Annotated in this window: 21 protein-coding genes; 18 read left to right on the top strand and 3 right to left on the bottom strand. The window is 64.4% G+C overall.

The features are described 5' to 3' along the window. Positions 1 to 183 precede the first annotated feature (183 nt). The 11 genes from Q5Q88_RS06080 to Q5Q88_RS06130 all read left to right on the top strand — a co-directional run bounded on the left by Q5Q88_RS06080 (position 184) and on the right by Q5Q88_RS06130 (position 12,209). Positions 184 to 1,608 (top strand): MFS transporter, encoded by a 1,425-nt coding sequence (locus tag Q5Q88_RS06080; RefSeq protein WP_302742306.1) that lies wholly within the window; start codon positions 184 to 186, stop codon positions 1,606 to 1,608. A 222-nt stretch (positions 1,609 to 1,830) separates the two neighbouring features. Continuing rightward, on the top strand, positions 1,831 to 3,633 hold the full coding sequence (locus tag Q5Q88_RS06085) for a 1-deoxy-D-xylulose-5-phosphate synthase (protein ID WP_302742307.1): 1,803 nt from the start codon (positions 1,831 to 1,833) through the stop codon (positions 3,631 to 3,633). Positions 3,634 to 3,806: 173 nt separating this feature from the next. Then, positions 3,807 to 4,796, top strand: a complete 990-nt coding sequence (locus tag Q5Q88_RS06090) for a glutamate ABC transporter substrate-binding protein (protein ID WP_118652493.1) — start codon at positions 3,807 to 3,809, stop codon at positions 4,794 to 4,796. Between the two features lie 210 nt (positions 4,797 to 5,006). Then, positions 5,007 to 5,666 carry an amino acid ABC transporter permease gene (locus Q5Q88_RS06095; RefSeq protein ID WP_118652495.1) on the top strand — a complete coding sequence of 220 codons (660 nt, stop codon included), beginning with the start codon at positions 5,007 to 5,009 and terminating at the stop codon, positions 5,664 to 5,666. Next, positions 5,663 to 6,520: an amino acid ABC transporter permease gene (locus Q5Q88_RS06100; protein WP_118652497.1), complete on the top strand. Its 858-nt coding sequence runs from the start codon at positions 5,663 to 5,665 to the stop codon at positions 6,518 to 6,520. The genes Q5Q88_RS06095 and Q5Q88_RS06100 overlap by 4 nt, the downstream gene beginning before the upstream one ends. A gap of 122 nt (positions 6,521 to 6,642) precedes the next feature. Continuing rightward, positions 6,643 to 7,389, top strand: coding sequence for an amino acid ABC transporter ATP-binding protein (locus Q5Q88_RS06105; RefSeq protein WP_302742310.1), 747 nt, complete (start codon positions 6,643 to 6,645; stop codon positions 7,387 to 7,389). A gap of 2 nt (positions 7,390 to 7,391) precedes the next feature. After that, positions 7,392 to 8,150 (top strand): gamma-glutamyl-gamma-aminobutyrate hydrolase family protein, encoded by a 759-nt coding sequence (locus Q5Q88_RS06110; RefSeq protein ID WP_294159562.1) that lies wholly within the window; start codon positions 7,392 to 7,394, stop codon positions 8,148 to 8,150. Positions 8,151 to 8,275: 125 nt separating this feature from the next. Next, entirely contained in the window at positions 8,276 to 9,889 is a 1,614-nt protein-coding gene (locus Q5Q88_RS06115) for an FAD-binding oxidoreductase (RefSeq protein WP_302742312.1), read from the top strand. After that, positions 9,886 to 10,683 (top strand): electron transfer flavoprotein subunit beta/FixA family protein, encoded by a 798-nt coding sequence (locus Q5Q88_RS06120; protein ID WP_302742314.1) that lies wholly within the window; start codon positions 9,886 to 9,888, stop codon positions 10,681 to 10,683. Before Q5Q88_RS06115 ends, Q5Q88_RS06120 begins: the two co-directional genes overlap by 4 nt. Further along, positions 10,680 to 11,930 (top strand): electron transfer flavoprotein subunit alpha, encoded by a 1,251-nt coding sequence (locus Q5Q88_RS06125; RefSeq protein WP_302742316.1) that lies wholly within the window; start codon positions 10,680 to 10,682, stop codon positions 11,928 to 11,930. The genes Q5Q88_RS06120 and Q5Q88_RS06125 overlap by 4 nt, the downstream gene beginning before the upstream one ends. A gap of 30 nt (positions 11,931 to 11,960) precedes the next feature. After that, positions 11,961 to 12,209 carry a DapH/DapD/GlmU-related protein gene (locus tag Q5Q88_RS06130; protein WP_368076132.1) on the top strand — a complete coding sequence of 83 codons (249 nt, stop codon included), beginning with the start codon at positions 11,961 to 11,963 and terminating at the stop codon, positions 12,207 to 12,209. Positions 12,210 to 12,235: 26 nt separating this feature from the next. Here the strand turns inward: Q5Q88_RS06130 and Q5Q88_RS06135 are convergent, their stop codons facing one another. Beyond that, entirely contained in the window at positions 12,236 to 12,628 is a 393-nt protein-coding gene (locus tag Q5Q88_RS06135; protein ID WP_302742318.1) for a MerR family transcriptional regulator, read from the bottom strand. A gap of 273 nt (positions 12,629 to 12,901) precedes the next feature. Between Q5Q88_RS06135 and Q5Q88_RS06140 the strand changes: the two genes are divergently transcribed. From Q5Q88_RS06140 to Q5Q88_RS06160, 5 genes are all read left to right on the top strand, one after another. Continuing rightward, positions 12,902 to 13,141: a hypothetical protein gene (locus tag Q5Q88_RS06140; protein ID WP_294159569.1), complete on the top strand. Its 240-nt coding sequence runs from the start codon at positions 12,902 to 12,904 to the stop codon at positions 13,139 to 13,141. Between the two features lie 425 nt (positions 13,142 to 13,566). Continuing rightward, on the top strand, positions 13,567 to 14,589 hold the full coding sequence (locus Q5Q88_RS06145) for an aldo/keto reductase (protein ID WP_118652513.1): 1,023 nt from the start codon (positions 13,567 to 13,569) through the stop codon (positions 14,587 to 14,589). Positions 14,590 to 14,920: 331 nt separating this feature from the next. Next, positions 14,921 to 17,581 (top strand): PQQ-binding-like beta-propeller repeat protein, encoded by a 2,661-nt coding sequence (locus Q5Q88_RS06150; protein WP_302742321.1) that lies wholly within the window; start codon positions 14,921 to 14,923, stop codon positions 17,579 to 17,581. 18 nt (positions 17,582 to 17,599) lie between these two features. Continuing rightward, complete coding sequence (locus tag Q5Q88_RS06155; RefSeq protein ID WP_118652517.1) at positions 17,600 to 18,385, top strand: DUF4430 domain-containing protein; 786 nt, start codon at positions 17,600 to 17,602, stop codon at positions 18,383 to 18,385. A gap of 62 nt (positions 18,386 to 18,447) precedes the next feature. Further along, entirely contained in the window at positions 18,448 to 18,993 is a 546-nt protein-coding gene (locus Q5Q88_RS06160) for a hypothetical protein (RefSeq protein WP_118652519.1), read from the top strand. A 26-nt stretch (positions 18,994 to 19,019) separates the two neighbouring features. On the opposite strand, the gene Q5Q88_RS06165 is transcribed toward Q5Q88_RS06160, so the two are convergent. After that, positions 19,020 to 20,432, bottom strand: a complete 1,413-nt coding sequence (locus tag Q5Q88_RS06165) for an FAD-dependent oxidoreductase (RefSeq protein WP_294159579.1) — start codon at positions 20,430 to 20,432, stop codon at positions 19,020 to 19,022. 318 nt (positions 20,433 to 20,750) lie between these two features. On the opposite strand from Q5Q88_RS06165, the gene Q5Q88_RS06170 reads away from it, so the two are divergent. Continuing rightward, positions 20,751 to 22,202 (top strand): M18 family aminopeptidase, encoded by a 1,452-nt coding sequence (locus tag Q5Q88_RS06170; RefSeq protein ID WP_118652522.1) that lies wholly within the window; start codon positions 20,751 to 20,753, stop codon positions 22,200 to 22,202. A gap of 115 nt (positions 22,203 to 22,317) precedes the next feature. Here Q5Q88_RS06170 and Q5Q88_RS06175 read toward each other — a convergent pair whose 3' ends face one another. Then, positions 22,318 to 22,953 carry a flavodoxin family protein gene (locus tag Q5Q88_RS06175; protein WP_118652524.1) on the bottom strand — a complete coding sequence of 212 codons (636 nt, stop codon included), beginning with the start codon at positions 22,951 to 22,953 and terminating at the stop codon, positions 22,318 to 22,320. Between the two features lie 158 nt (positions 22,954 to 23,111). On the opposite strand from Q5Q88_RS06175, the gene Q5Q88_RS06180 reads away from it, so the two are divergent. Next, a complete protein-coding gene (locus tag Q5Q88_RS06180) occupies positions 23,112 to 23,531 on the top strand; it encodes a peptide deformylase (RefSeq protein WP_294122617.1) in 420 nt (139 codons plus the stop codon). Positions 23,532 to 23,643: the final 112 nt, after the last annotated feature.

Below are 23,643 nucleotides of genomic sequence, written 5' to 3' on the forward strand. Positions count from 1 at the left end.
ATATTCGTGCCGAGAATGCCGCGAGAGTTACCTTTCGCGGCAGCCTTGGTTTTGGCATGAAGTGACGAGATGTGCATGGAGGTTCGCGCCGTTCCATGCAAAAATAGCGCAACCGAACCGACGCGGGTTCTCAGCTCATGCTGCTATGAGGTGGGAACCCGCTTTTATGTGGAAAGGGCGCGCATGAGTCAAACGACCGATGCGGCAAAGAAGCCGAACAAATGGGCCATCCTGTTCACGGTGCTCATCATGACCTTTATGGCTACGCTCGATTCGAGCATCGTCAACGTGGCCCTCCCCGTGATGCAGAAGGCCCTGGAAGCCGGCCTTGGTCAGATCCAATGGGTCTCATCGGTTTACCTGCTTACCATGTGCGCGTTCCTGCTCGTGTTCGGGCGCCTGGGCGACCTGCACGGCAAGGTTCGTTTCTTCGAGTTCGGCGTGGTGATCTTCACCATCGGTTCACTCATGTGCGGCCTTTCCACCACGCTGCCCGCACTTGTGGTGTCCCGTGCGGTGCAAGGCATCGGCGGGGCATCGGCCATGGCGAACAACATGGGCATCATCACCGAGGCGTTTCCCGCTCGTGAGCGCGGTCGCGCGTTGGGGCTGTTGGCGAGCTTTGTCGCGCTCGGCATGATGTGCGGGCCCGTGCTCGGCGGTTTCATCGTGGCGGTGATGCCTTGGGAGTACATCTTCCTCATCAACGTTCCCGTGGGTGTGCTCTCGCTCGTGCTGGGCCGATTTACTCTGCCGCGCACAGGGTCCACAGTCGAGGGTGGGACCATGGACGTCTTTGGCGCGGTTCTACTCGTCCCCGGCATGTTGCTCACATTCCTGTCCGTCACCATGCTGCAGAGCAACCCCGGGCTGCTTGTTGCCGGTTCGTTTGCGGTGGGCGTTATACTGCTCGTTCTGTTCGTCCGTCACGAGCGTGCGGTCGAACAGCCTTTGGTGGCGTTTGGCATCTTCTGCGATAAGCATTTCGTGGTGAACCTTATCTGCCTGTTCATCAGCTTTGTGGCGATTGGCGTCTACGAACTCATGACGCCGTTCTATCTCCAGGACGCTCGAGGGTTCGATCCAGGTCTCTCCGGTCTCATCTTCTGCGTTATCCCCCTGGCCAACGCACTTGTCGGTCCTATTTCCGGTGCGGTGTCCGATCGCATTGGCTGCGAGGTGCCCACGTGCGTGGGGTTGGCGTCGTTCAGCGTCGGCTTGTATCTCATTGGGACGCTGGGGATGGACGCCTCCATTCCCTGGATCCTGTTCTGCCTGGGCCTGGCGTCGTGTGGCACGTCGATTTTCCAGTCGCCCAACAATTCGCTCATCATGGGGTCGGTGCCCATTGAGATGCTCGGCTTCGCCGGTAGCGCCAGCGCGCTCGCTCGGTACCTGGGCATGGCGATCGGCATCTCCGGTTCCACCTCCATCCTCTACGGGCAGATGGGCGCAGCCGCGGGGCACCCGGTCACGGCGTTCGTTGAAGGCCGGCCCGACATCTTCCTCTCCGGCTATCGCGTGGTGTACATGATCACGGCCGTTTTGGTTGCCGTGGGGTTCGCCCTGACCGTCGCCCGCGCCCTTAAACGCCACAAGCGGATCTGAGGAAGTTCTCCTCGCTGGGCGTGCCTGATTAGTTGCGGGCGGATGGAGCAGCTGGGGAGCAGCTGGAGACGGGCGCTGGCGGTCGCAAGTCACGCGGCCACGGCGCACTTCGTGCTTGCCGTTCGGCGGATGACGCACATCTTCATCACCGGAGTGTGGGAAACTGGTACTCTGAAACAATACGTTGCTACTTTTCGGCGTCCAGGGAGGTTCGTCGCACGCATGCTGCTGGAACGCATTTCATCGCCGCAAGACGTCAAGGACCTCGAGCCCTGTGACCTGCCGATTCTTTGCGAGGAGATCCGTCGCGCCATTCTGGTGAGCTCCGCTTCGGTGGGAGGTCACATTGGGTCCAATTTGGGCGTCGTCGAGTTGACGGTGGCTCTGCACCGTGTATTCGATTCCCCGCACGACAAGATCGTCTTCGATGTTTCGCATCAGACCTATGCTCATAAGATGCTCACGGGTCGCGCGAGCAACTATCTCGATCCATCGGAATTCGGCGGGCTTTCGGGTTTCTCCAATCCCGATGAATCCGAACATGACCTGTTCTCCATGGGGCACACCTCCACGTCGGTAAGCCTTGCTTGCGGCATGGCGAAGGCTCGCGACCTTAAAGACGAGGATTATCGCGTAGTCGCCGTGATTGGCGACGGATCGCTCTCGGGCGGGCTCGCGTTCGAGGGCTTTGACGCCCTGGCCGAGCTGGGCTCCGGGGTCATCGTTATCGTGAACGACAACGGCTGGTCCATCGCCGAGAACCACGGCGGCCTCTACCGCAACCTCGCGGAGCTTCGCGAGACCGGTGGCGAGGCCCCCAACAATTTCTTCCGCACCCTGGGGCTCGATTATCGTTTTGTTGCCAAGGGCAATGACGAGGCCGAGCTTGAGCGCGTCCTTCGCGATGTCCGCGACGTCGACCATCCTATTGTGGTGCACGTGTGCACCACCAAGGGAGCCGGCTACGAGCCTGCGGCGGCGGATTCGGAAAGTTGGCACCACGTGGGGCCGTTCGATATCGAGTCGGGCAGCTATGACGTGTTCCCCCGCAACCGCTGCGAGGATTCCGAGACCTACGCCGGCATCACCGGCGCCTATCTGCTGAACGCCATGCAGCTAGATTCGCGCGTGGTGGGAATCTCGGCGGCAACGCCCTACATCATGGGTTTCACCCCCTGGCGTCGTGCACGCGCCGGCAGGCAATTCGTGGACGTGGGCATTGCCGAGGAGCACGCCGTGACGTATGCGGCGGGCCTTGCTCGCGCGGGCGCTAAGCCGGTCCTGGGTCTGTACGGCGTATTCATGCAGCGCGCCTACGACCAGTTCTGGCACGACGTGTGCCTCAACTGCCTGCCCGTGGTGTTCCTGGACTTTGGCTCCTCGGTGTTCGGCACCTCCGACGCCACCCACCTGAGCTTCTTCGACCTCGCCCTCATGGGGGGCATGCCCAACCTGCGTTGCCTTGCCCCTGCGTGCCGCGAGGAATACGAGGCCATGCTCGATTGGGCGATGGCGCAGGATGCACGGCCCGTGGTGATTCGCGTTCCCGGCAACGGGGTCGAGAGTCGGCCTGGGCTCGTTTCCGGTGATGATCGGCTATCGTTCGACACGCCGCATTACCAAGTGGTCCGCGAGGGCGAGGATGTGGCCGTGTTGGCGCTCGGCAGTTTCTTTGGCCTTGGCGAGCGGGTGTGCGATGCGCTGATGGGCGAGGGGCTTTCTCCAACGCTCGTGAATCCGCGTTTTGCCACGGAGCTTGACGAGGATACGCTGAACGAGATCGCTGCAGCGCATACGGTGGTCGTGACGCTTGAGGACGGAGTGCTCGAGGGGGGCTGGGGCGAGAAGGTCGCGCGGTATCTGGGTGGCACGGACTCCCGCGTGCTGTGCTATGGCGTGTCCAAGGGTTTCCCCGACCGTTACGATGTCGATGAGCTGCTTGCCGAGAACGGCGTGACAGTTGAGGGCGTCGTTGCCGATGTACGGTGCCTGCTGTCCGAGGATGCGGGGCGTAGCGCCAGATAGACCGGATGTCGCGCGCGCAAGCGTAACGACCCGGCAAAAAAGAAACCATCATGGTGTTTGTTACAACTTAGGGTATTTGGGGCATAACACCTTACAAGTGTTTTTGGACGCCTGTAATCTAACCTTGTAATTTGGTAGGTTAACGTATCGCCTCTAATGGAAGGGGATTTTCCATGAGTAGTACGACCCGCGAGTTCATGCTCAACCGTCGCCAGGTGCTCGGCGCTGCCGCCGCCGGCGTCGCCACGCTCGGGCTTGCCGCCTGCGGCGAGGCGCCCGCGTCCACGCCCGCCGGCTCTGCCTCCACCGATGATGTTGCCGAGGACCAGGAGCCCGTGGCGCTCGACGCCGATGCATATGACAAGCTGATCGCCGCCGGTTCCGTTGCCGATGACGCCACCGTCGCCGCGAGCGAGTGGGCGAGCAAAATCAAGGAGGCCGGTACCATGCGCCTGGGCGTCGTCCAGACCTCCATGCTCTTCAGCCTCCTCAACGAGAAGGACGGCAAGCTCCGCGGCTTCGACGCCGGCCTGTCCCAGCTGCTCGTCCGCTACATCCTGGGCGACGAGTCCAAGTTCGAGACCACTCAGGTCACGTCCGACACGCGCGAGTCCGTCCTGCAGAACGATCAGGTCGACGCCGTCTTCGCCACCTACTCCATCACCGAGGACCGCAAGAAGCTCATCTCCTTCGCCGGCCCGTACTACAGCACGCAGCAGTCCATCCTCGTCCTCGCCGACAACGACGACATCGCGAGCGTGGACGACCTCGCTGGCAAGAACGTCGCCGCCCAGTCCGGGTCCACCGGCCCGAGCATCATGGAGGAGGTCTGCCCCGACGCCAAGCTGCAGGAGTTCAAGACCGACGAGGAGGCCCGCAGCGCTCTCGCCCAGGGTCGCGTTGACGCCTACGTGATCGACCGCAACATGCTGTTCTCCGACATGATGAAGCAGCCTGGCAAGTACAAGATGGCCGGCGACCCGTTCGGCCCCGAGGACCTCTACGGCATCGGCCTGCCGCTCGACTCCGACGGCGTCGAGTTCGTGAATGCCTTCCTCTCCCAGATCGAGGAGGATGGCACGTGGGAGGAGCTGTGGAAGCTCTGCATCGGCGACCGTGCCGAGATCGACGAGGTTCCGCAGCCTCCGGCGATCGGCGCGTAAGTTCGCCATGCGCTCGGCGGCGGTCCTGCGAGGACGGGCCCTCCGCCGCGTGATGTCTGGGATATGCGGGGCGCCCGCGTCCGCTTGGGACAGATCTTGTGCCGGGCGGGCGGGGCGCCCTTCGCATACCATGTATGGAATCGGGCGGCCGTCCCGCTGCGTGCAGTCGGGACGGGCCGCTGTGGATGAGAAGTCGGGGAAGGGGAGCTCATGGGGCTGTCTGAGCTGCTTGCCACCTATGGGCGGAACTATTGGGAGGCGCTGCTGTCCACGTGGGGCATGACGGCGCTGTGCTTCGCGCTGGTGATGCTGGTCGCCATCGCCGTCACGGTGATGCGCGTGTCGCCCTTTAAGCCGCTGCGCGTTTTGGGCGACGGCTACGTCCAGGTGTTCCGCAACATCCCGGGCGTGTCGCTGCTCATCATCATCGTGTACGCGCTGCCGAGCCTGAACCTGGTGCTGCCCTACCGTACCTGCGTGATCCTCACGGTGATCCTCGTCGCCTCCGCCTTCGGCTCCGAGAACTTCATGAGCGGCATCAACACCATCGGCGTTGGTCAGATCGAGGCCGCCCGCTCGCTGGGCCTCTCCTTTGGGAAGATGCTCCGCCGGATCGTGATCCCCCAGGCGCTGCGCACCACCGTCCTGCCCATGACCAACCTGCTCATCGCCGTGCTGCTCACCACCTCCCTCGGTTCGCAGGTCCCGCTCGACCCGCCGGAGCTCACGGGCGTGGTGTCCTACATCAACACCCGCTCCACCGGCGGCATCCTGGCCTTCGGCATCGCCGCGGCGGGCTACGCCCTCACCGCGGTCGCCATAGCCTTCGTGGGTAACCGCATCGACAAGAAGGTGAGGATCGTCCGATGAGCGCGCAGGCAACTTCGGGCGCCGTCAGCATCCGCGACGCCCTGTACGAGACCCCCGGCCCCAAGACGCGGGTCAAGATCCGCATCGGAACGGCGGTCAGCGCCGTGGCCGTGGCGATGCTGCTCGCGTTCGTGGTGCACCAGTTCTGGGCGACCGGCCAGCTCGATCCCAGGTACTGGATGTTCTTCACGCAGATGAGCACCTGGTCGTACCTGTTTGCCGGCCTGCGGGGGACCCTCGCGGTGGCGCTGACCGCCGGCGCTATCGCGCTCGTGCTGGGGCTCGCGCTCATGCTGGGGCGCACGAGCGGCATCCGACCGCTCGCCGCGCTCTGCCGCGTGGTCACCGACTTCTTCCGCGGCGTGCCGAGCCTGCTTTTGATCTACTTCTTCTTCCTGGTGGTCCCGCAGTACGGCATCAAGATGTCGTCGTTTTGGATGATCACGCTGCCCGTGGCACTCGCCGCCTCGGGCGTCCTCGCCGAGGTCTTTCGCGCGGGCGTCAACGCCGTGCCGCGCGGGCAGACCGAGGCGGCGCTCGCGCTCGGCATGAGGCCCTTCCGCGTCAAGCTCAAGATCGTGCTGCCCCAGGCGATCCGCTACGTGATCCCCTCGCTCATCTCGCAGCTGGTGGTCGTGGTCAAGGACACCACCGTGGCGTACGTGGTGAGCTATCCGGACATGCTGCAGAACGCCCGCGTACTCATCACCAACTACGACGCCCTGGTGAGCACCTATCTGGTGGTGGCGGTCATCTACATCCTGCTCAACTACGCCATCAACCAGCTTTCCGTGTACGTGGCGCGCCGCAGTGGCACCCGCGTGGTGAGCCGCTACAGCACCAACCCCGCGTAAGGCCACGCCCCTCGCGGCTCCGGCGGGCACGTGGGCGCCCCGCCCTCCCGCGGGGGTGGCCCGCATTGCCCCGTAGGATGGTTTTCCGGCGCTCCCCGCGCCGCTCAAAGATTGGACGAGACATGTCAGAACAGACCCCGATCATCGAGCTCCGCCATGTGGACAAGCACTTCGGAGAGCTCCATGTGCTCAAGGACGTGAGCCTTTCCGTTGGAAAGGGCGAGGTCGTCGTGGTGATCGGCCCCTCGGGCTCCGGCAAATCGACGCTCTGCCGCGCCATCAACCGCCTCGAGACGATCGATTCCGGCGAGATCCTCATCGAGGGCCAGCCCCTTCCCGAGGAGGGGCGGGAGCTCGCCGCCATGCGCGCCGAGCTCGGCATGGTGTTCCAGAGCTTCAACCTGTTCGCGCACATGAGCATCTTGCAGAACGTGACGATCGGCCCTATCGAGGTGCTGGGCCTGCCCAAGGCCGAGGCGGAGGAGCGCGCGATGGAGCTGCTCGAGCGCGTGGGCGTCGCGTCCCAGGCGCACAAGGTCCCCGCCCAGCTCTCCGGCGGTCAGCAGCAGCGTGTCGCCATCGCCCGCTCGCTCGCCATGCGCCCCAAGGCGATGCTCTTCGACGAGCCCACCTCCGCCTTGGACCCCGAGATGATCAACGAGGTCCTCGACGTCATGGTCGATTTGGCGCGCCGGGGCATGACCATGATCGTGGTGACGCACGAGATGAATTTCGCTCGTCGCGTCGCCGACCGCGTGGTCTTCATGGCGGATGGCGCCATCGTCGAGGAGGGCGCCCCCGACGAGTTTTTCGACCACCCGACCACGCAGCGCGCCCGTGACTTTCTCGACTCCATCAAGGGACACTAAGCATGACCTCAGCAGACGACCGACCGATAATCCTGATCGCCCCGCGCCTGGAGCAGCCCAAGCCCTGCCTTCAGATGCCCGAGCGCCTGGCGCCCGAGGAGACCGGGGCCACCGTGTTCCTCGAGGCGATCCTCGCCGCAGGCGGACTGCCGCTCATCATGACACTCACCGAGGACGAGGACGTCATCGCACGCTATATAGAGATGGCGGACGGCGTCGCCATCCCGGGCGGACACGACGTCGACCCGGCGCTGTGGGGCGTCGAGGAGCCGTATGACGAGCGCCTGCTCTGCCATGAGCGCGACGCCTTCGAGCTGAAGCTCATCAAGGCTGCGCTCGCCGCGCACAAGCCCCTCTTCGCTACGTGCCGCGGCATGCAGATCCTGAACGTCGCGCTGGGCGGCACCCTGTGCATGGACGTTCCGAGCCTGCCCGTCCCCAAGGGCAAGGTGCACTGGCGCCATCTGCCCATCCTGCACGACCCCGCGCATCCCATCGCGGTCGAGGACGGCTCTCTGCTGTCGCGCGTGCTCGACTGGCAGGGCGAGGTGCAGGTCAACTCGAGCCACCACTGCTGCGTCGACAAGCTCGGCAAGGGCGTGCGGCTCACGGGAGTCGCCACCGACGGCGTGCCGGAGGCGATCGAGGTCGAGGGCCAGCCCTTCTGCCTGGGCGTGCAGTGGCACCCCGAGTACACCTGGCGCAGGCTCGAGACCGACTTCAAGCTGTGGCGTGCCTTCGTCGACGCCGCCCGCGGCTGACGCGCTTCGACGACATCGGCTCATGTTCGGAGAAGACGGTACTGGAATACGCACCCGTTTGCCAAACGGAAACAATTGCATGGCATGATACAGCGGAGCACTCCACTCAAGTAAAGAGGTACGCCATGCAGATGATACGCCCCTGGGCTTCGGAATACGACGAGTATCGTCGCGACGAATCGCGCAGCACCGGCGAGGCGGAGTCGATCTCCTTCCCCACGTGCGAAGACGAGCTTCGCTCGATTCTTTCCGAGCTCGATCCCGCGACGCCCATCACCGTGCAGGGTGCACGCACGGGCCTGGCGGGTGGCGCGGTGCCGCATGGGGGACATGTGGTGAGCCTCGTCCGCATGAATGCATACAAGGGGCTGCGTCGGGCGGCCGATGGCGCGTTCTTCTTGCGGGTCGAGCCGGGCGTGGTCCTATCGGAACTGCGTCGTCACCTGCATGCGAAGAGCCTGCCCGCCCATGGCTGGGATGACGCTTCTCGCGCGGCGCTTGAGGCGCTCTACGCCGGCCCCGAGCAGTTCTTCCCCACGGATCCCACGGAGACGTCCGCCTGTCTGGGCGGCATGGCCGCATGCAATGCATCCGGTGCGCGTAGTTACCGGTACGGTCCCATGCGTCCGCACGTGAGCGGACTGCGCGTGGTGCTCGTGAGCGGGGAGACGCTGGCGCTGCGCCGAGGCGACGTGTGCGCGCAGGGCCGCGCGCTGGAGCTCGTCACGGAGCAGGGGACCACGATGCGCATGGAGCTCCCTACCTACGACATGCCGCGCGCAAAGAACGCGTCGGGCTATTTCATCGCGGACGACATGGACGCCGTGGACTTGTTCATCGGATCCGACGGCACTCTCGGCATCATCACGGAGCTTGAGCTCGCGTTGATGCCCGCTCCGCAGGTGACCTGGGGTGTTAATTGCTTTTTCGAGGATGAGGGCCAGGCGCTCGATTTCGTCGTGCGAGTTCGCCCCGCGCTCGATTGCGCGAGCGCGTTTGAGTATTTCGACGGGGCGGCTCTCGACATCCTGCGCACCACGCGCGAGGATGGGGCTGCCTTCGCGTCGTTGCCCGAGGTTCCGGATGCGTACCGCGCGTGCGTGTTCGTGGAGCTGGAATGCAATGGCGAAACGCAGGCGATGGAGGCGCTGTGCGAGCTTGGGTCCCTGCTCGAAGAAGTGGGCGGGAGCGAGCGGGACACGTGGGTCGCCCGCACGGACGTGGACCGCGAGCGTCAACGCCTGTTCCGTCATGCTGTGCCCGAGTGCGTGAACATGCTCATCGATCGCAGACGACGCGTGACCCCCTCTATCACCAAACTTGGCTCAGACATGTCTGTGCCAGACGAGCGCCTGCACGATGTCGTAGACCTGTACCGGCGCACATTGGCCGAGGCCGGGCTGGAATCGGCCGCGTGGGGGCACATTGGGAACAACCATCTGCACGTGAACATTCTGCCTCGGGACGAGGCCGATTTTGCCGCTGGCAAGGACCTGTTCCGCGCGTGGGCGCGTGAGGTTACCGCCATGGGCGGTGCGGTGTCCGCCGAGCACGGCGTGGGTAAGATCAAGCGCGATTTCCTGCTCACCATGTACGGCGAGATGCATGTGGACGAGATGGCGCACCTCAAGGCGGCGTTCGACCCCACGGGGCGCTTAAACCGCGGGAACCTGTTCGACGAGGCGCGCCTCGATGCAGCCGTGGGGGAGCTGGACGGTATCGAGGAGGCTGCACGATGAACATCGTCGTTTGCGTCAAGGCGGTGCCCGGCAGCACCGAGGTCAAGATGGACACCAAAACCCATACCATCATCCGCGATGGTGGCGAGGCGGTCGTCAACCCGTTCGATGCCGCTGCGCTTGAGGTGGCTCTGCGCATCAAAGACGAGCACCGCGCGGCGGGCGAAGCCTGCACGGTGACCGTCCTATCTATGGGGATTCCCGCAACGGAAAAGCTGCTGCGCGACTGCATCGCGCGTGGAGCGGATGCGGGTCTGCTGCTTTCGGACCGCGCGTTCGCCGGCGCGGACACCCTTGCCACCACCTACGCACTCTCGTGCGGGATTGCGCGCCTTGGCGCGCCCGATCTGGTGTTGTGCGGGAAGATGGCGGTCGACGGCGACACGGCGCAGATCGGCCCCGAGCTCGCGGGCGCGCTCAACGTGCCGTGCGCGGTGGGCGTTGCGGGGTTGCCGGCCGTCACCGACGGGACCGTGACGGTGCAGCGTGAGTTCGATGCGGGTGTGGCGACGGCTGCATTTCCTCTGCCCGCGGTTCTCACCGTGGCCAAGGATGTCGCGGAGCTCCGCATGGCGAGTATCGCCGGTATCCTCGCGGCGGAGGACGCGGAGATCTCCGTGCTCTCTGCGGAGGCGGCCGGCGCCGAGACCGCCCGTACGGGGCTGGCCGGGTCTCCCACGCAGGTGGTGCGCTCGTTCGTGCCCGAGCGTGATGAGCGCGGCGTTGAGATTACGGGCGATGCCGCGGAACAGGCGGTGCAGATCGCCGAGGTGTTGAAGGGAATGGCGCTGTGAGCGGGTTGGTAGTCGATTTCGAAAAGTGCATCGGCTGCGCGCGGTGCGTACGGGCCTGCGGCAACGCCGGTATCGAGGTGGAGGGTCCGCGCGGCGCCCGCAAGGCGCGCGTGACGGATGACTGCATCCTGTGCGGCGCGTGCGTGGACGCGTGCCCGGTGGACGCGCTCTCCATAGAGCGCGGGGACGCCCCTTGCGCCCAGGACCTCGGAGCATACCGCGATTACTGGGTTTTCGTGCAGGTGGATGAGGATGGGCGTCCGCTTGATGTCGCGTTCGAGCTCGTGGGCAAGGCGCGCGGGCTCGCCGATGAGCGTGGGTGCCGCGTCGTGGCGCTGCTTGCCGAGAGCGCGTCCGAGGACGAGGCGACCGAAGCTGGATCTTTGCCAGCGGGCATCGCGGGCGTCGAGGGGCGTCGGGATACCGCTGAGCTCCTTATCGCTGCGGGTGCGGATGAGGTCATTCGCTGCCGCGACGCGCGTTTCGCCGGCCTCGACGCCGAGGTCCATGCCGAATGGATCTGCGCGTTGGTACGTGAGCGCAAGCCCGAGGCGCTGCTCTATGGCGCGACCGTCTTCGGTCGCGAGCTGGCGCCCGCCGTGGCGGTTCGTCTCCAGACGGGCCTTACCGCAGATTGCACGGTGCTCGAGGTCGATCCCAAGACGGGCCTTCTTCAGCAGACGCGCCCCGCCTTTGGTGGCAATCTCATGGCCACGATCGTGTGTCCTGCGCACCGTCCGCAGATGGCGACGGTGCGTCCGGGCATCTTTGCCGCTCCCGAGCCCGATAGCACGCGCTCCGGTTCGGTCTCAGACGTTTCGCTCGACCCCTCCGTACGTCCGCGTGTGCGCCTGCTCGGCGTCGAGCGCTCCTCGGCGGCCGACTCGATAACGGATGCGGACGTGCTTGTGGTCGTGGGTCGCGGCATGGGATCGAAGAAGAACCTCGGCATCGCGCGTGAGCTGGCAGAGGCGCTAGGTGGCAAGCTCGGCTGCACACGCCCGATCGTGGAGGCGGGTTGGTGCGAGCCGTGGCAGCAGGTGGGGCAGACGGGCGTGTCGGTTGCGCCACGCCTGCTGATCAGCCTGGGGGTCTCGGGGGCCATCCAGCATGTCGCAGGTATATCCGGCGCCCAGACCATCATCGCCGTCAACGAGGACCCCGATGCGCCCATTTTCGCGTCGGCTCAGTACAAGGTCGTGGGCGATTGCGTCAAGGTCGCCGAGGAGCTGTTGGCCAGGTTGTAGGATCCAGGCTGCATCCGCATAGGAAATCGGGTGCTGGTTGGCCATAACGTGGTCATGGCGACACTCGACCACGATTTGGATCCGGCGAAGCGAGGGATTCTGCACCCGGCGCCCATTGTGATAGGTGACGATGTGTGGATCGGGGCGAGTGCGACAATCACCAAGGGCGTGACCATAGGGGACGGAGCGGTTATCGCCGCCGGGGCCGTAGTGACGCGCGATGTGCTGGCTCGCACGGTGGTGGCCGGCGTCCCCGCGCGGGTCATCAAGAACCTCTAGGCCACGGGGAGTTCGAGGTCGGGCGGCTAGTTGGACTTCGAGCATTGGGGGACGCTGCCGCCATGCCCGGCGAGAAGCTCGTCGTAATGGGCGATCTTGTAATCCAGGCGGTCAAGCCCCGCCTGGATGCGCTCCAGCCGCTCGCGCGCCGCATCGCGCTGCTCGATGAGGATCTGCTTGCGCGCCTCGAGGGTTGCATCGCCTTGCTCGAAGAGTTGCATATACTCGATGAGCGCCTCGATGGAGACATTCGCCCCGCGCATGCACTTGATGAACGATACGCGCATGCAATCGTCCTCGTCGTAATCGCGGATGCCGCTGGTATTGCGATGCACGCGCGGGAGCAGCCCGATCCGCTCGTAATAGCGGAGGGTGTCGGCGCTGATCCCATATTCCTCTGCGACTTCGGCGATGCGCATGGCGGCTCCTTTCGGCGTGCGCGCGACGGGCGCGCATCTTTGCGGCGGGCGCGCGTTCACTGGGCGCACGGGCACGCATGCGTGCGGCCCGCGATCTGTTTTCCATCGTACGACTTGGAGCTCACTCAAGGGCAAGCAAATTGATGTTTGGGCTTGCGTCGGCATTCGAGTTGGGGCTTGCGCCGCTGACGGAAAGATGCGCTTGAGGTCATCCGTTTGGGGTAGGACAGAAGTATCGCAAAGCGCGCTGAGACCACGTCGAAAGGAGCGGTCATGTCTACTGAAATGTTGTTCTTTGTGCTGCTGCTGGTGGTGTGCGCCCTCATCGGCTATCTTGCGATTCCGCGTGTGATGCGCAAGTGGTCCGTGGCGACCAAACCCACGGACGAGCGTTTGGATTACGCGTCGCATCTAGGCGAGGAGGTCGACCAGGGCACGTTGGGGGAGGTGCCCTCCGAGCGCGAACGCGCACCCCATCGCGACCAAGGAAGCACGCCGATTCGCCAGTTATAGATTGCTTCTTGAGGTTTTTCGTATCGATATTAGGTTTCGCCGAGTAGACGCGTGTTTGCAGCAGTAAAAGCGCAGGTTGCAACTGCTTGCATGCCTCCTCTACTCGGCGATGTGCGATGCGAGTACGAAAAAGCTCAACTTGTTTGCGGAATATGCCAAAAAATGGCTTAGGACGACCCGTTTTGCCTTAAGGTTCGATACCTGCCTTGCGGCCGCCTCCGTGGCGAATGTGGCGATGTGGTGATTTGGGTTCGGGTCACCAAGGGGAGATTTGCCTTGGAGCCGACTCAAAGTCCTAGTATCGCCATATGGCGCGGCCGATTGTCAGGGTTCGAGCTCAAGGGGCTCACGGAATCCGCATCACGGCTGCGCTCGGTCACTTCATCGCGCATAATGCCGGGGCTGCCAGAGAAATGGGAGGCGACATGCAGTACACCAAGCTGGGCACGACGGATATCGAAGTCTCTCGCATCTGCTTGGGGTGCATGGGCTTCGGCGATCCCGGCAACGGTCAGCACGCTTGGACCCTGGGATACGAGGAGTCCGCGATGATTATCGCACGTGCACTGGGAGAGGGCATCACCTTCTTCGACACGGCCATGGGGTATCAAAACGGGACGAGCGAGGAGTACGTCGGCCGGGCGCTCGCCAAGTACGCGAGACGCGATGGTGTGGTCGTCGCCACGAAGTTCGTCCTGGGCGGACTGCACGCCCCTGCGGGGGAGCGGCCGGGCGATCGCGGGCCGGAATCGGTCGATTCCAAGATCGAGCGATTGCTCGATGCGAGTCTCGCCCGCTTGGGCATGGACTACGTCGATTTGTATATCTACCACATGTGGGATTGGAATACCCCCATCGAGGAGCTGCTGCCCGCGCTCGATCGCCAGGTTCGGGCGGGCAAGATACGCGCATTGGGCATCTCGAATTGCTATGCGTGGCAACTTGCCGAGGCGAACGCGATCGCCCGCGCCAACGGCTGGACCCCATTTTCGGGCTATCAGGGACATTACAACGCGATTGCCCGCGAGGACGAGCGCGAGATGGTGCCCCTTGCGGCGACCCACGGGATCGCGCTGACGCCGTACTCCGCGCTCGCTGGTGGAAGGCTCGCCAAGGCCCCCGGTCAGACCAGTAAACGCCTCGAACTCGATGCATATGCGCACGGCAAGTATGACGCCACGGCGGACGTCGATGCGCCCGTCATCGAGGCTATCGCGCGCATCGCGGGGGCACGGGGCGCGGCTATGACGGAGGTCGCCCTGGCCTGGCTGCTCACCAAGGTGGCCGCCCCCGTGGTGGGGGCGACAAAACCGCATCATATCGATGGCGCCGTTGCCGCGTGCGACCTCGTGCTCACGCCCCAGGAGATCACGGCGATAGAGGATCCCTACGTGCCCCATGCGGTGGTGGGCGTCGTCGCCGAGAACCGTCCTCCGGTGTCTATTTGAGATTGCGTCCAAAACTGCGGCGAAGCTTCGCGCTGCGATGCCTGCGCAGACTTTCGCCGCGTATGTGGTGCACTTACGGTATGCTTGCACGGATATAAAAATGGCTCGATAGATGGTGCGGAGACGCACGGCAGCGAGGCGCGTGCCTCGTCGCCAGGAGAATCGGGGTGCGAGTCCCCGGCTATTCCAGTAACCGTGATTCCCACGCATGCGGATGACGCGTCGCAGATCGGACGGCGCGCGCATGCGGCGATGAGGATGAGTCGGATCGCCTCTCTATCTGCGAACGTCCAAAGGGATGGGCGGGGCCCTGGATGAAAGGGGTGTCTGGATGGCCAGAACCCGTATGGCGGCCTCGCGCCGTCACATCGTTGTCCGCCGCGCGTTGGTGGCGGCACTCACACTTGCAATGACAGTGGGGCAGGTGCCCACTGCCGCCTTTGCCGAGGCACTCGGCGCGGATGCGGCTGCGGTGGAATCCCTCGCGGACGGAGCGCAATTGGCGGCAACCAATGCGAATCTTGGCGCAGCGAGCGAGCAGGGTGCCGAGGGCGGACTCGCGGCAACCGTGGGGCAAGCGGGTGATGAGGCTCAGGATGCCGAGGGCGCCGTTGAATCTGATGGCGAAGCCGAGGCGAACGCCGCCGATGCCGCAGGGAATTCGTCCCCCAGCGATAGTGCCGGCACCGTAGATGCCGACGGCGACGAATCTGCCGTCAAGGCAGATGGCGCCGATGCCGCTGCGACGGGAGCGGATGAGGCCACAGGCACTGGCAAAGAGGAAGCCGATGTCACCAACGATGACGCTCAGGTTATCGAGGTTTCCATTGCGGTCATAGGGCCCGACGCGAATGACGTCGACGTGCAATGGACGGGCAATGCCAAGATGGCGCTCAAGGCCGAAGCCGCGACGGTCACGACGGCCGATACGGCCGAGGCGGACGAGTCGGCTGCCGAAGCGACGGCGTTGGGGGCTGCGGCCACCGACGTAACGGCAGCAGGCCCCACGGCGGCAGACGCGACCGAAGCACTGTTCAATGAGAGCGGTTTGGACGCTGGCTATGGAATGGGCAGCTACGGGCTCTATCTGAACACCATCACCTCGCCCTATACGGGTGAGAAGCTCGGCTGGGACCAGGCGACGGGCAAGTATTGGCAGCTCTTCGTCAACGGTACGGCCTCCGATGTCGGGGCGAGCAGCGTGTTCCTCAAGACCGGTGACGTGATCACCTGGGCGTACTCCGCGTACGGATCGAGCGTCCCCGAGGTTTCACCGGTGACGCCGCAGCCCGACGCCGAGCGCCCCGATTGGGACAGTGTGTGGCCGGGATTCGCCAGCGGATCGAACACCACGGCACCCACGCCCACGGACGAGGTCAAAGAGTCGTGGGTCACCCAGATTAAAGATTCCGCCGATTGGGCCACGAACGTTTCCGATCCCATTTACGTTGGCGATTACGTCTATATCGCTGCCGGTTCAAAACTGCTGCAGCTCAACGCGAAAACCGGTGAGACCGAGCGCGAGGGCACCTTGGTGGCGCCCATCAACTCCATCGCCCGCATGGTCTATGTGGATGGCCGCATTATCGTGCCACTTTCGGGTGGTCGTCTTCAGGCCCTGACCGCCGACCGTCTGGTTACGCTGTGGATGACGCCCGCCCTTTCCGCGACCGCGCAAGGCGACCAGCAATCCTTGAGCACGTTGACACTCGGCGATGGGTGCGTGTACTTCGGCACCGCGGTGGCGGATTGGTCCGTCACGTACGGAGGTAGCCTCGTATGCGTTGACATCCAAACGGGCAAGGTCCTCTGGTTTCAGGAGAACTCTGAGAAGGGCTACTACTGGTCGGGCGCGGCACTTGCCGGGTCATACGTGGTAGTTGGCGATGATGCGGGTGCCGTTATCGCACGCGATGCCAAGACGGGAGCGGAGGTCTCGCGCGTCGACGTGGGTGCCTCGGTGAGGTCGACCGTGGTGACCAGCGATGGCGGCAAGACGCTGTTCGTGGTGAGCATGGATGGCGTCCTGCATCGCCTTTCTTTAAGTGACGCCGGTATCTTGAGCGAGACGGGCAAGGTGAAGTTCGCAAAGACCTCCACCTCCACCCCGACCATATCTGGTGGCAAGCTCTTCGTGGGCGGTCAGTCTGAGACGTACATCCAGGTGAGCAAGTGGGTGAAGGCCTATTACGGCGTGCTTGCGGTGATCGATGTGGAGTCGCTGTCGGTGAGCGAAGTGTCGACGATCGACGGCCATGCCTTTGTTGGAGATACGAACGGGCAGGCGACGAGCGCAGAGGTCAAAAGTGCTCCCGTCGTGTCCGTTCAAAACGGCGAGACCTACGTGTACTTTACGGCGAATTGCAATCCCGGAGGCGTGTATTGCTACCGTCTGGGTGACACGGACGCGAGCCTCATCTACACCCCTGACGCCGATCATCAGAATTACTGCATGGCGTCCATTACGGTTGGCCCTGATGGCACGCTGTATTACGCGAACGATTCGGGCGCGCTGTTCGCCATCGGTTCGGCTGCGACCGAGGGCGGCGACCAGGGCGGCGATGGCAACACCGGCGGTGGATCCGACACTGGCGATACCGACAGCGGCAGCACCGACAACGGCGGCTCCGACGGCAGTGATGACGACCCCACGACCGAGACGCCCCAAAAGGACAACGAGCCCAATGCAGGCGCGCGTCCGGTAGGCGCGCCACTCACCACGGCGAAGAAGGCCATCAAGAACGCCAGCGGCAACACCAAGAAGTCGGCGAACGATGGTGATGAGGAGGACGAGACGTCGGAAGAAGCCTCTGAGGAGGCCTCGGAGAGCGGATCGAAAGCGGCTTCCCGCACGGCTGCCACGTATGCGGCAACGCATGCGGACGGTACGGCCGATGCACCTCTGAACGTGGTCCTGCCAGTCGCGGGCATGGCTGCCGGCGTGATCGGTCTTGTCGGAATAGGCTTTTGGCTGTTCCGTCGTCGCGTGTAAGTGCAGGGAGGATCGAAGATGCAAGACGAGAACCGGGACGATAGCAAAAACGAGAGCCAGGAAGGCAAGCTGGGAGCCACCGAACCCCATCCGGAGCGTCGGACTCTGAACCGCACGCAGCTCACGTTCGTGTCCATCGCCGTGTTACTGTGCCTAGCGCTTATCGGCGGCTCCGCGTGGTCGCTGGTGTCGGGCGGGGGGCTTCCCGTTGGCGCCGAGGCACAAGGCGAGGGATCGAGTGTTCAGACGAGCGACTCGTCCACCGCGAGCAAGGAGCCGGAACTCGATGAGGCGGATGCCTCCGAGGATGCGTCCGATGCAGTCGATGAGCCCGTCGCTGGTGACGATGCCTCTGGCGGAGCATCGTCCGGACTCAAGAGCGATGCGAGCAACAAGGACAAGACGGGATCGAACGCGGGCGGAGACGGCTCGGGTTCTTCGAGCGCCGGGTCGGGTGCATCGGGCTCATCGGACGCTCAAGACTCTACAAGCTCCGAGCCCCGTACCGTCACCGTGACCATTTCCGCGGATGGAACCGTTGGGGGCGGAAGCGTGGTCGGTCCCGTAACGCTGACGTTCGACGAGGGGGCGACGGTGTATGACGCGCTCGCGAACACCGGCTGGTCGCCTTTGGCCGAATGGGGCGCCTTTGGAGCGTACGTCACCTCGATCAATGGCGTGGCGGCTGCTTCCGATACAGGTTGGACGTACACGGTGAACGGCTCGCAGCCCAATTTCGCGTGTAGCGCCTACACACTCTCCGACGGGGATGTCATCCAGTGGACATTCGTTAAGGTCAAATAGGCCAGAGATATATAATGGGCTCGACCTCGGCTGTATGCCGGTAAATAGACGGAGGCGGTTTGATGGGTGCAGAACGGACGCTGAAAAAGGTCCTAATGATTGTCCTTGCAATCTTCGTTGCAGCTGCAGTCCTCGTTTTCGTACTTACGCACCTCTTCCGAGGCGAGCCTCGAACACTTGAGCTCGGCTCATTTGAAACCGCCGCGACTCTTCAAATCGATAATTACCCGGTATTGGGCCCAGACGGTACGCGGCAAACCGATGACCCAGATCACATCGACCGCGCGCGGGCCATCTTGGAGCATGCGACGTTTGTGGAGTGGCTTGATTACGATCAGTATCAGAAGGACCAGATCGGCATGTGTGGTGGCTACTTCACCGGTCTAACTCTGTATGACGCTACGGGAAAAGAGCTGGTCAGTGTGACATACAACCCAGGCTATTCCGACTACGCCCCCAATGGTTCGTCGGTCGCGCTGTTTGACGGGCGGCTCGCGTATGTGATGCAGGGCGATCAAGAAGAACTGATTCGATTTGCCGATGAATGCGTTGAAGAGGCGCGTGCGGAAAACGGTCAGTCCACGAATCTTTGGCGATTCGTGGACTGACTCTAAGAGGGCTGTTTGCCTATTGGTTACTCCGCGTCGCTCGCGTTCTGCTCTGCCACGGCCTGCATCGCCACGGCGCCGATGAAGTTCACCGGTTGGCAGAAGTTGGGCTGGAAGAACAGGTCCACGTTGGCGAGCTGGTCGATGGTGAAGCGCGCCTGGATGGCGATGGAGATCGCGTTGGCGGCCTCGGCTACGTCGTGGCGGCACAGGAACTGCGCGCCGAGTACGCGACGGGTCTCGGGGTCCCAGGTAAGGGTCGCCGTGACGGGCGTGGTGGTGAGCATGAAGTCCGGGCGGTAGTCCTGGACGAGTGTGGTGGAACGGGCGTTCACGCCGCGGGCCTCGGCGCCCGCCTGGGTCAGGCCGCTCGCAGCGAGGGACAGGTTGTAGAGCTGCACGGCGCTGGTCGCCTGGGTCCCCAGGTACTTCTGGACGGGCTCCTCGATGTTGGCGCCCACGAGCAGGGCTTGGCGCACCGCGTTGGTGGCGAGCGGGATGTAGTCGTAGGTGCCGGTGGGGTTGTAGAGCACGGTGCAGGAGTCGCCGGCTGCCAGGACGTCGGCGCAGGCCTCGTCATGGCCGGCGAGGAAGGCGCGCATGTACTCGTCGGTCTTGATGGCGCCGTTGGGCAGGGTCTCGAGCTGTCCCGCGAACAGGTCGGTGCGCGGCAGGAAGCCCGCACCCATGATGGCGTAATCGACCTCGTACTCGCCGGCGGTGGTCACCACGGCGACGCCATTGCCGTCTTCGTTCAGGCGGAACTCGGTCACCATCTGCCCCAGGGCGAGCTCCACGCCGTGCTCGGCATACGTCGCCTCGACCTGGTCGGTGATAGGAGCGTCGAAGTTCTTTGCGAGCGCGCGGTCGAGGCCGTCGATGAGGATGGCGTGCACACCCGCCTCGCTGAACTGCTCGACGAGCTCCGCGCCAATGTAGCCCGCGCCGATGACGGCGACGGAGGACGCCTTCATGGCGTGGTCCTTGATCGCCTTGCCGTGATCCCAGTTCTTGCAGAGCATGACGCGGCCGTCTTCGAGGCCCTCTGCCAGGCCGGGGATGGGCGGCATGACGGGCTTGGAACCGGTGGTCACGACGAGCTTGTCAAAGGAATAGGTGGTCTCCTCGCCGCTCTCGAGGTCGCGCGCGACGAGCGACTTGCCGGCAACGTCCACGGAGAGCACGTCGGTGCGCATGTGCATGTTCGCGCCCAGTTCGGCCAGCGCGGCAGGGGAGGAGTAGAACATGCGGTTGGGGTCGCTCACGTGACCACCCACCCACAGGGCGATGCCACAGGAGAGGAACGACAGCGTGTCGTTGCGCTCGAAGACGTGTACGGTCCAGCTGGGGTGCGCGGTGAGGATGGCCTGGGCGGCGAAGGTGCCGGCATGCGTGCATCCAACGACGGCTACGGTCTTGGGGGCGGAGGTGGCGCTCATGGGGTCTCCTTGCGATGGGCATCGGCGCGCCGTGGCGCTCGACGCGATGTGGCAGGTGCTTCCACCTGCAGCGTAGTTCGTTGAGAAATGATATAGAAATAGAAGCAAATAGCAAGCGCTGTTCGGTAAATGGACGGGCGGTGCCGCTCGCGCGCATCGGCTCCATCGTGGGGTCCAGATGCCTCAGCGGGGCCGGAGGGGCGTGACGCCATTGCGGTGCCTGGTCTTTCGCATCGCATCGCACGGGCACATGTGCGACCATGGAGCGGACGCGTATACACGCCGCCTGTTGGGCGGTGAGAGGCGGGAGGCCACGACATGAATCCATTCGAGCGCAAGTCCGTAGAGCCGTCGCCGGCAGAGGACCTGCTGGCGTTCATCCACGAGAGCCCGACGATGTTCCACACCGCGGCGTCCATTCGGGCCCGCCTGGACGAGGCGGGCTTCACGTACCTGCCCGAGGGCGATGCGTGGGACGTGCGACCGGGTGGCGCGTACTACTCCCAGCGAAACGGGTCGAGCGTCGTCGCGTGGCGCGTGGGAGAGGGCGTCTCCGCCCGCTGCGACGGCGCCGTCGTCGATGGGCTGCAGGGGGGCGGCATCGGGGAGAAAGGGGCCGAGGCCGACGCGGCGGGTCCGCATGGCGCGGTGCCCGAGGGCGGCGCGCCGTACCACTTCCAGCTCACGGCATCGCATTCGGACTCCCCGTGCTTCAAGGTGAAATCGGACGCCGAGGTCGAGGGGCCTGCGGACTACCTGCGCCTCGACACCGAGGCGTATGGCGGGATGATGGATTACACCTGGTTCGACCGTCCCCTGTCCCTCGCCGGACGCGTGCTCGTGCGCGACGGGGCCCGCATCGAGAGCCGCCTGGTCGCGCTCAACCGCGGCGTCGCGCTCATCCCGAGCCTCGCCATCCATATGAACGGCGAGGTCAACAAAGGGTTTGCGCCCAATCGTGCAAGCGACCTGTTCCCGCTCGTCTCCGCCGGAGACCTGGGCCGCGGTTCGCTTGACACGCTGATCGCGGATGCCCTCGAGATCGACCCGGGGCAGATTGTCGCGCGCGACCTGTTCCTCGTGAACGCCGATAAGGGCCGCGTGTGGGGAGCCACCGACGAGTTCATCTCCTCTCCGCGCCTCGACGACCTGATGTGCGCCTACACCTCGCTGCAGGCGTTCATCGCCCGGGGCAACGCGAACGCCGTGACGGTGTATGCGTGCTTCGATAACGAGGAGGTCGGTTCGGGCACCAAGCAGGGCGCCGCGTCGACGCTGCTCGCCGACGCGCTCTCGCGCATCAACGCCTCCCTAGGGTATGCGCCCGAGGACCTGTGCCGAGCGCTTTCGGCCTCGATGCTCGTGAGCTGCGACAACGCTCACGCGCTGCATCCGGCCCATCCGGAGCTGGCCGACACGCTCGCCCGTCCGCAGATGAACGCGGGCCTGGTGGTCAAGGAGGCCGCCAACCAGCATTACTGCACGGATGCGTTCAGCCGCGCCGTCCTTACCGCGATCCTCGACGATGCGGAGATTCCGCACCAGTGCTTTTCGAACCGCAGCGACAAGGCCGGCGGCTCGACCCTCGGCAACATCTCAAACATGCAGGTGAGCGTCCATGCGGTCGATGTGGGCTGCGCCCAGCTCGCTATGCATTCCTGCGTGGAGACCGCCGGCGCCCGCGACGTCGAGCTCGCGATCGAGGCACTGGCGGCGTTTTACGGAGCGGATATCCGCATCGACGGGGCGGAGGGCGTCGAGCTGGCGTAGCCCGCCATCGCGACGCTGCTGCTCCCTCCGAGACGCCGTCGCCCCCTCGCGACGCCGTCGCCCCCTTCTGCGACGCGGCTGCCATCGCGATGTGGCTGCCCGCCCTGCCTCGCGGTTAGCGGATGAAGTTCGTCGGCTTTGGGCTTTCCTGCTCGGGAAGCTCGATACCAGCGGCGCGCCCGGCCTCGAGAGATCGCAGGATCCAGGCCATGTTGCGGGCGAGCTGCCGCATAGTCCATAGCCCCTCGAGATCCTGCTCGACCTCCTCGGCGGTGTTGCCGTGCACCATGTTCCAGTAGCGTGAGCTCACAATGGGCATCTGCGAGATGGTGAAGAACTTCTGGATGTCGTCGAGCGATGCGGTGGTTCCGCCGCGCCGTGCGGAGACGACCGCCGCGGCGGGCTTGAAGCGCAGGACATCCGGGGCGCCGGCGTGCCCGTTGGAGTAGAAGAGCCGATCCATGAAGCTCAGGAGCGATCCGCTCGCGTGTGCGTAGTGCACCGGTGCGCCAAAGACGAAGGCGTCGGCATCGACGGCGAGCGCGCGGAATTCGTTGACGGCGTCGTCGAAGATGCAGGCGCCCGTCTGGCGGCACCGTCCGCATGCCATGCATCCTGCGGCGGGCTTGGCCCCAATCCAGAATATCTCGGCGTCGATGTTCTGCCGCCCGAGCTCTGCCGCGACCTCCTCGAGTGCGCGATCGGTGCACCCGTGCTTGTGCGGACTGCCGTTGACGAGCATGACCTTCATAGGGACTCCCTCCGTTGTGTGTCCAGTAGTGCTGTTGTGCCGTTATACCCAGCGCCTCGGGCACGCGACGCGTCTGAACCAGCTGCCATCTGGTATAGTTCCGCAGATGCATGCAATGACGGGGTCGCCTTGCGGCCTCGGTCGAGAAAGGACCGTTCATGATCAAGGAGCTCGTGAAGGACGAGGCCGTCTTGTCCACCCCGTGTGAGCCCGCCACTGCCGCCGACGCAGAGGCTGCCCAGGATCTGGTGGACACTCTGCTGTCCATCGAGGACGCCGCCTGCCTCGCCGCCAACCAGATCGGCGTGACCAAGGCGATCATCGCGCTCGCCGACGACGAGGGCAACGCGCATGTGATGTTCAACCCCAAGGTCCTGTTCGGCATGGGCGCCTACAAGGCAGAGGAGAGCTGCCTGACCCGCGAGGGCTCCGTGAAGGTGACCCGTTTCGCCAAGATCAAGGTCTCCTACGACGAGCTCGTCGACGGCGAGCTCAGGGCCCGCAAGCGCGATTTCGTGGAGTGGGGCGCCGAGCTCATCCAGCACATGTGCGATCACTGCCAGGGCAAGCTGGTTTAACGCTTTTTTCGGACGATTGTGAGAGCCGGTCCCTCGCGCGGACCTTGAACTGCCTCCCTTTTCTTGGACATGAGAAAAGGGAGGCCTCTTGTATGTCTCGAAAGCCTTTGCA

The sequence above is a fragment of the uncultured Collinsella sp. genome, from assembly GCF_959026545.1.
Classification (GTDB): Bacteria; Actinomycetota; Coriobacteriia; order Coriobacteriales; family Coriobacteriaceae; genus Collinsella.

Excerpts from the sequence above, each read along its gene's own strand:
- Q5Q88_RS06080 (WP_302742306.1), top strand. The coding sequence starts at position 184 with ATGAGTCAAACGACCGATGCGGCAAAGAAGCCGAACAAATGGGCCATC.
- Q5Q88_RS06085 (WP_302742307.1), top strand. The coding sequence starts at position 1,831 with ATGCTGCTGGAACGCATTTCATCGCCGCAAGACGTCAAGGACCTCGAG.
- Q5Q88_RS06090 (WP_118652493.1), top strand. The coding sequence starts at position 3,807 with ATGAGTAGTACGACCCGCGAGTTCATGCTCAACCGTCGCCAGGTGCTC.
- Q5Q88_RS06095 (WP_118652495.1), top strand. The coding sequence starts at position 5,007 with ATGGGGCTGTCTGAGCTGCTTGCCACCTATGGGCGGAACTATTGGGAG.
- Q5Q88_RS06100 (WP_118652497.1), top strand. The coding sequence starts at position 5,663 with ATGAGCGCGCAGGCAACTTCGGGCGCCGTCAGCATCCGCGACGCCCTG.
- Q5Q88_RS06105 (WP_302742310.1), top strand. The coding sequence starts at position 6,643 with ATGTCAGAACAGACCCCGATCATCGAGCTCCGCCATGTGGACAAGCAC.
- Q5Q88_RS06110 (WP_294159562.1), top strand. The coding sequence starts at position 7,392 with ATGACCTCAGCAGACGACCGACCGATAATCCTGATCGCCCCGCGCCTG.
- Q5Q88_RS06115 (WP_302742312.1), top strand. The coding sequence starts at position 8,276 with ATGCAGATGATACGCCCCTGGGCTTCGGAATACGACGAGTATCGTCGC.
- Q5Q88_RS06120 (WP_302742314.1), top strand. The coding sequence starts at position 9,886 with ATGAACATCGTCGTTTGCGTCAAGGCGGTGCCCGGCAGCACCGAGGTC.
- Q5Q88_RS06135 (WP_302742318.1), bottom strand. The coding sequence starts at position 12,628 with ATGCGCATCGCCGAAGTCGCAGAGGAATATGGGATCAGCGCCGACACC.
- Q5Q88_RS06140 (WP_294159569.1), top strand. The coding sequence starts at position 12,902 with ATGTCTACTGAAATGTTGTTCTTTGTGCTGCTGCTGGTGGTGTGCGCC.
- Q5Q88_RS06145 (WP_118652513.1), top strand. The coding sequence starts at position 13,567 with ATGCAGTACACCAAGCTGGGCACGACGGATATCGAAGTCTCTCGCATC.
- Q5Q88_RS06150 (WP_302742321.1), top strand. The coding sequence starts at position 14,921 with ATGGCCAGAACCCGTATGGCGGCCTCGCGCCGTCACATCGTTGTCCGC.
- Q5Q88_RS06155 (WP_118652517.1), top strand. The coding sequence starts at position 17,600 with ATGCAAGACGAGAACCGGGACGATAGCAAAAACGAGAGCCAGGAAGGC.
- Q5Q88_RS06160 (WP_118652519.1), top strand. The coding sequence starts at position 18,448 with ATGGGTGCAGAACGGACGCTGAAAAAGGTCCTAATGATTGTCCTTGCA.
- Q5Q88_RS06165 (WP_294159579.1), bottom strand. The coding sequence starts at position 20,432 with ATGAGCGCCACCTCCGCCCCCAAGACCGTAGCCGTCGTTGGATGCACG.
- Q5Q88_RS06170 (WP_118652522.1), top strand. The coding sequence starts at position 20,751 with ATGAATCCATTCGAGCGCAAGTCCGTAGAGCCGTCGCCGGCAGAGGAC.
- Q5Q88_RS06175 (WP_118652524.1), bottom strand. The coding sequence starts at position 22,953 with ATGAAGGTCATGCTCGTCAACGGCAGTCCGCACAAGCACGGGTGCACC.
- Q5Q88_RS06180 (WP_294122617.1), top strand. The coding sequence starts at position 23,112 with ATGATCAAGGAGCTCGTGAAGGACGAGGCCGTCTTGTCCACCCCGTGT.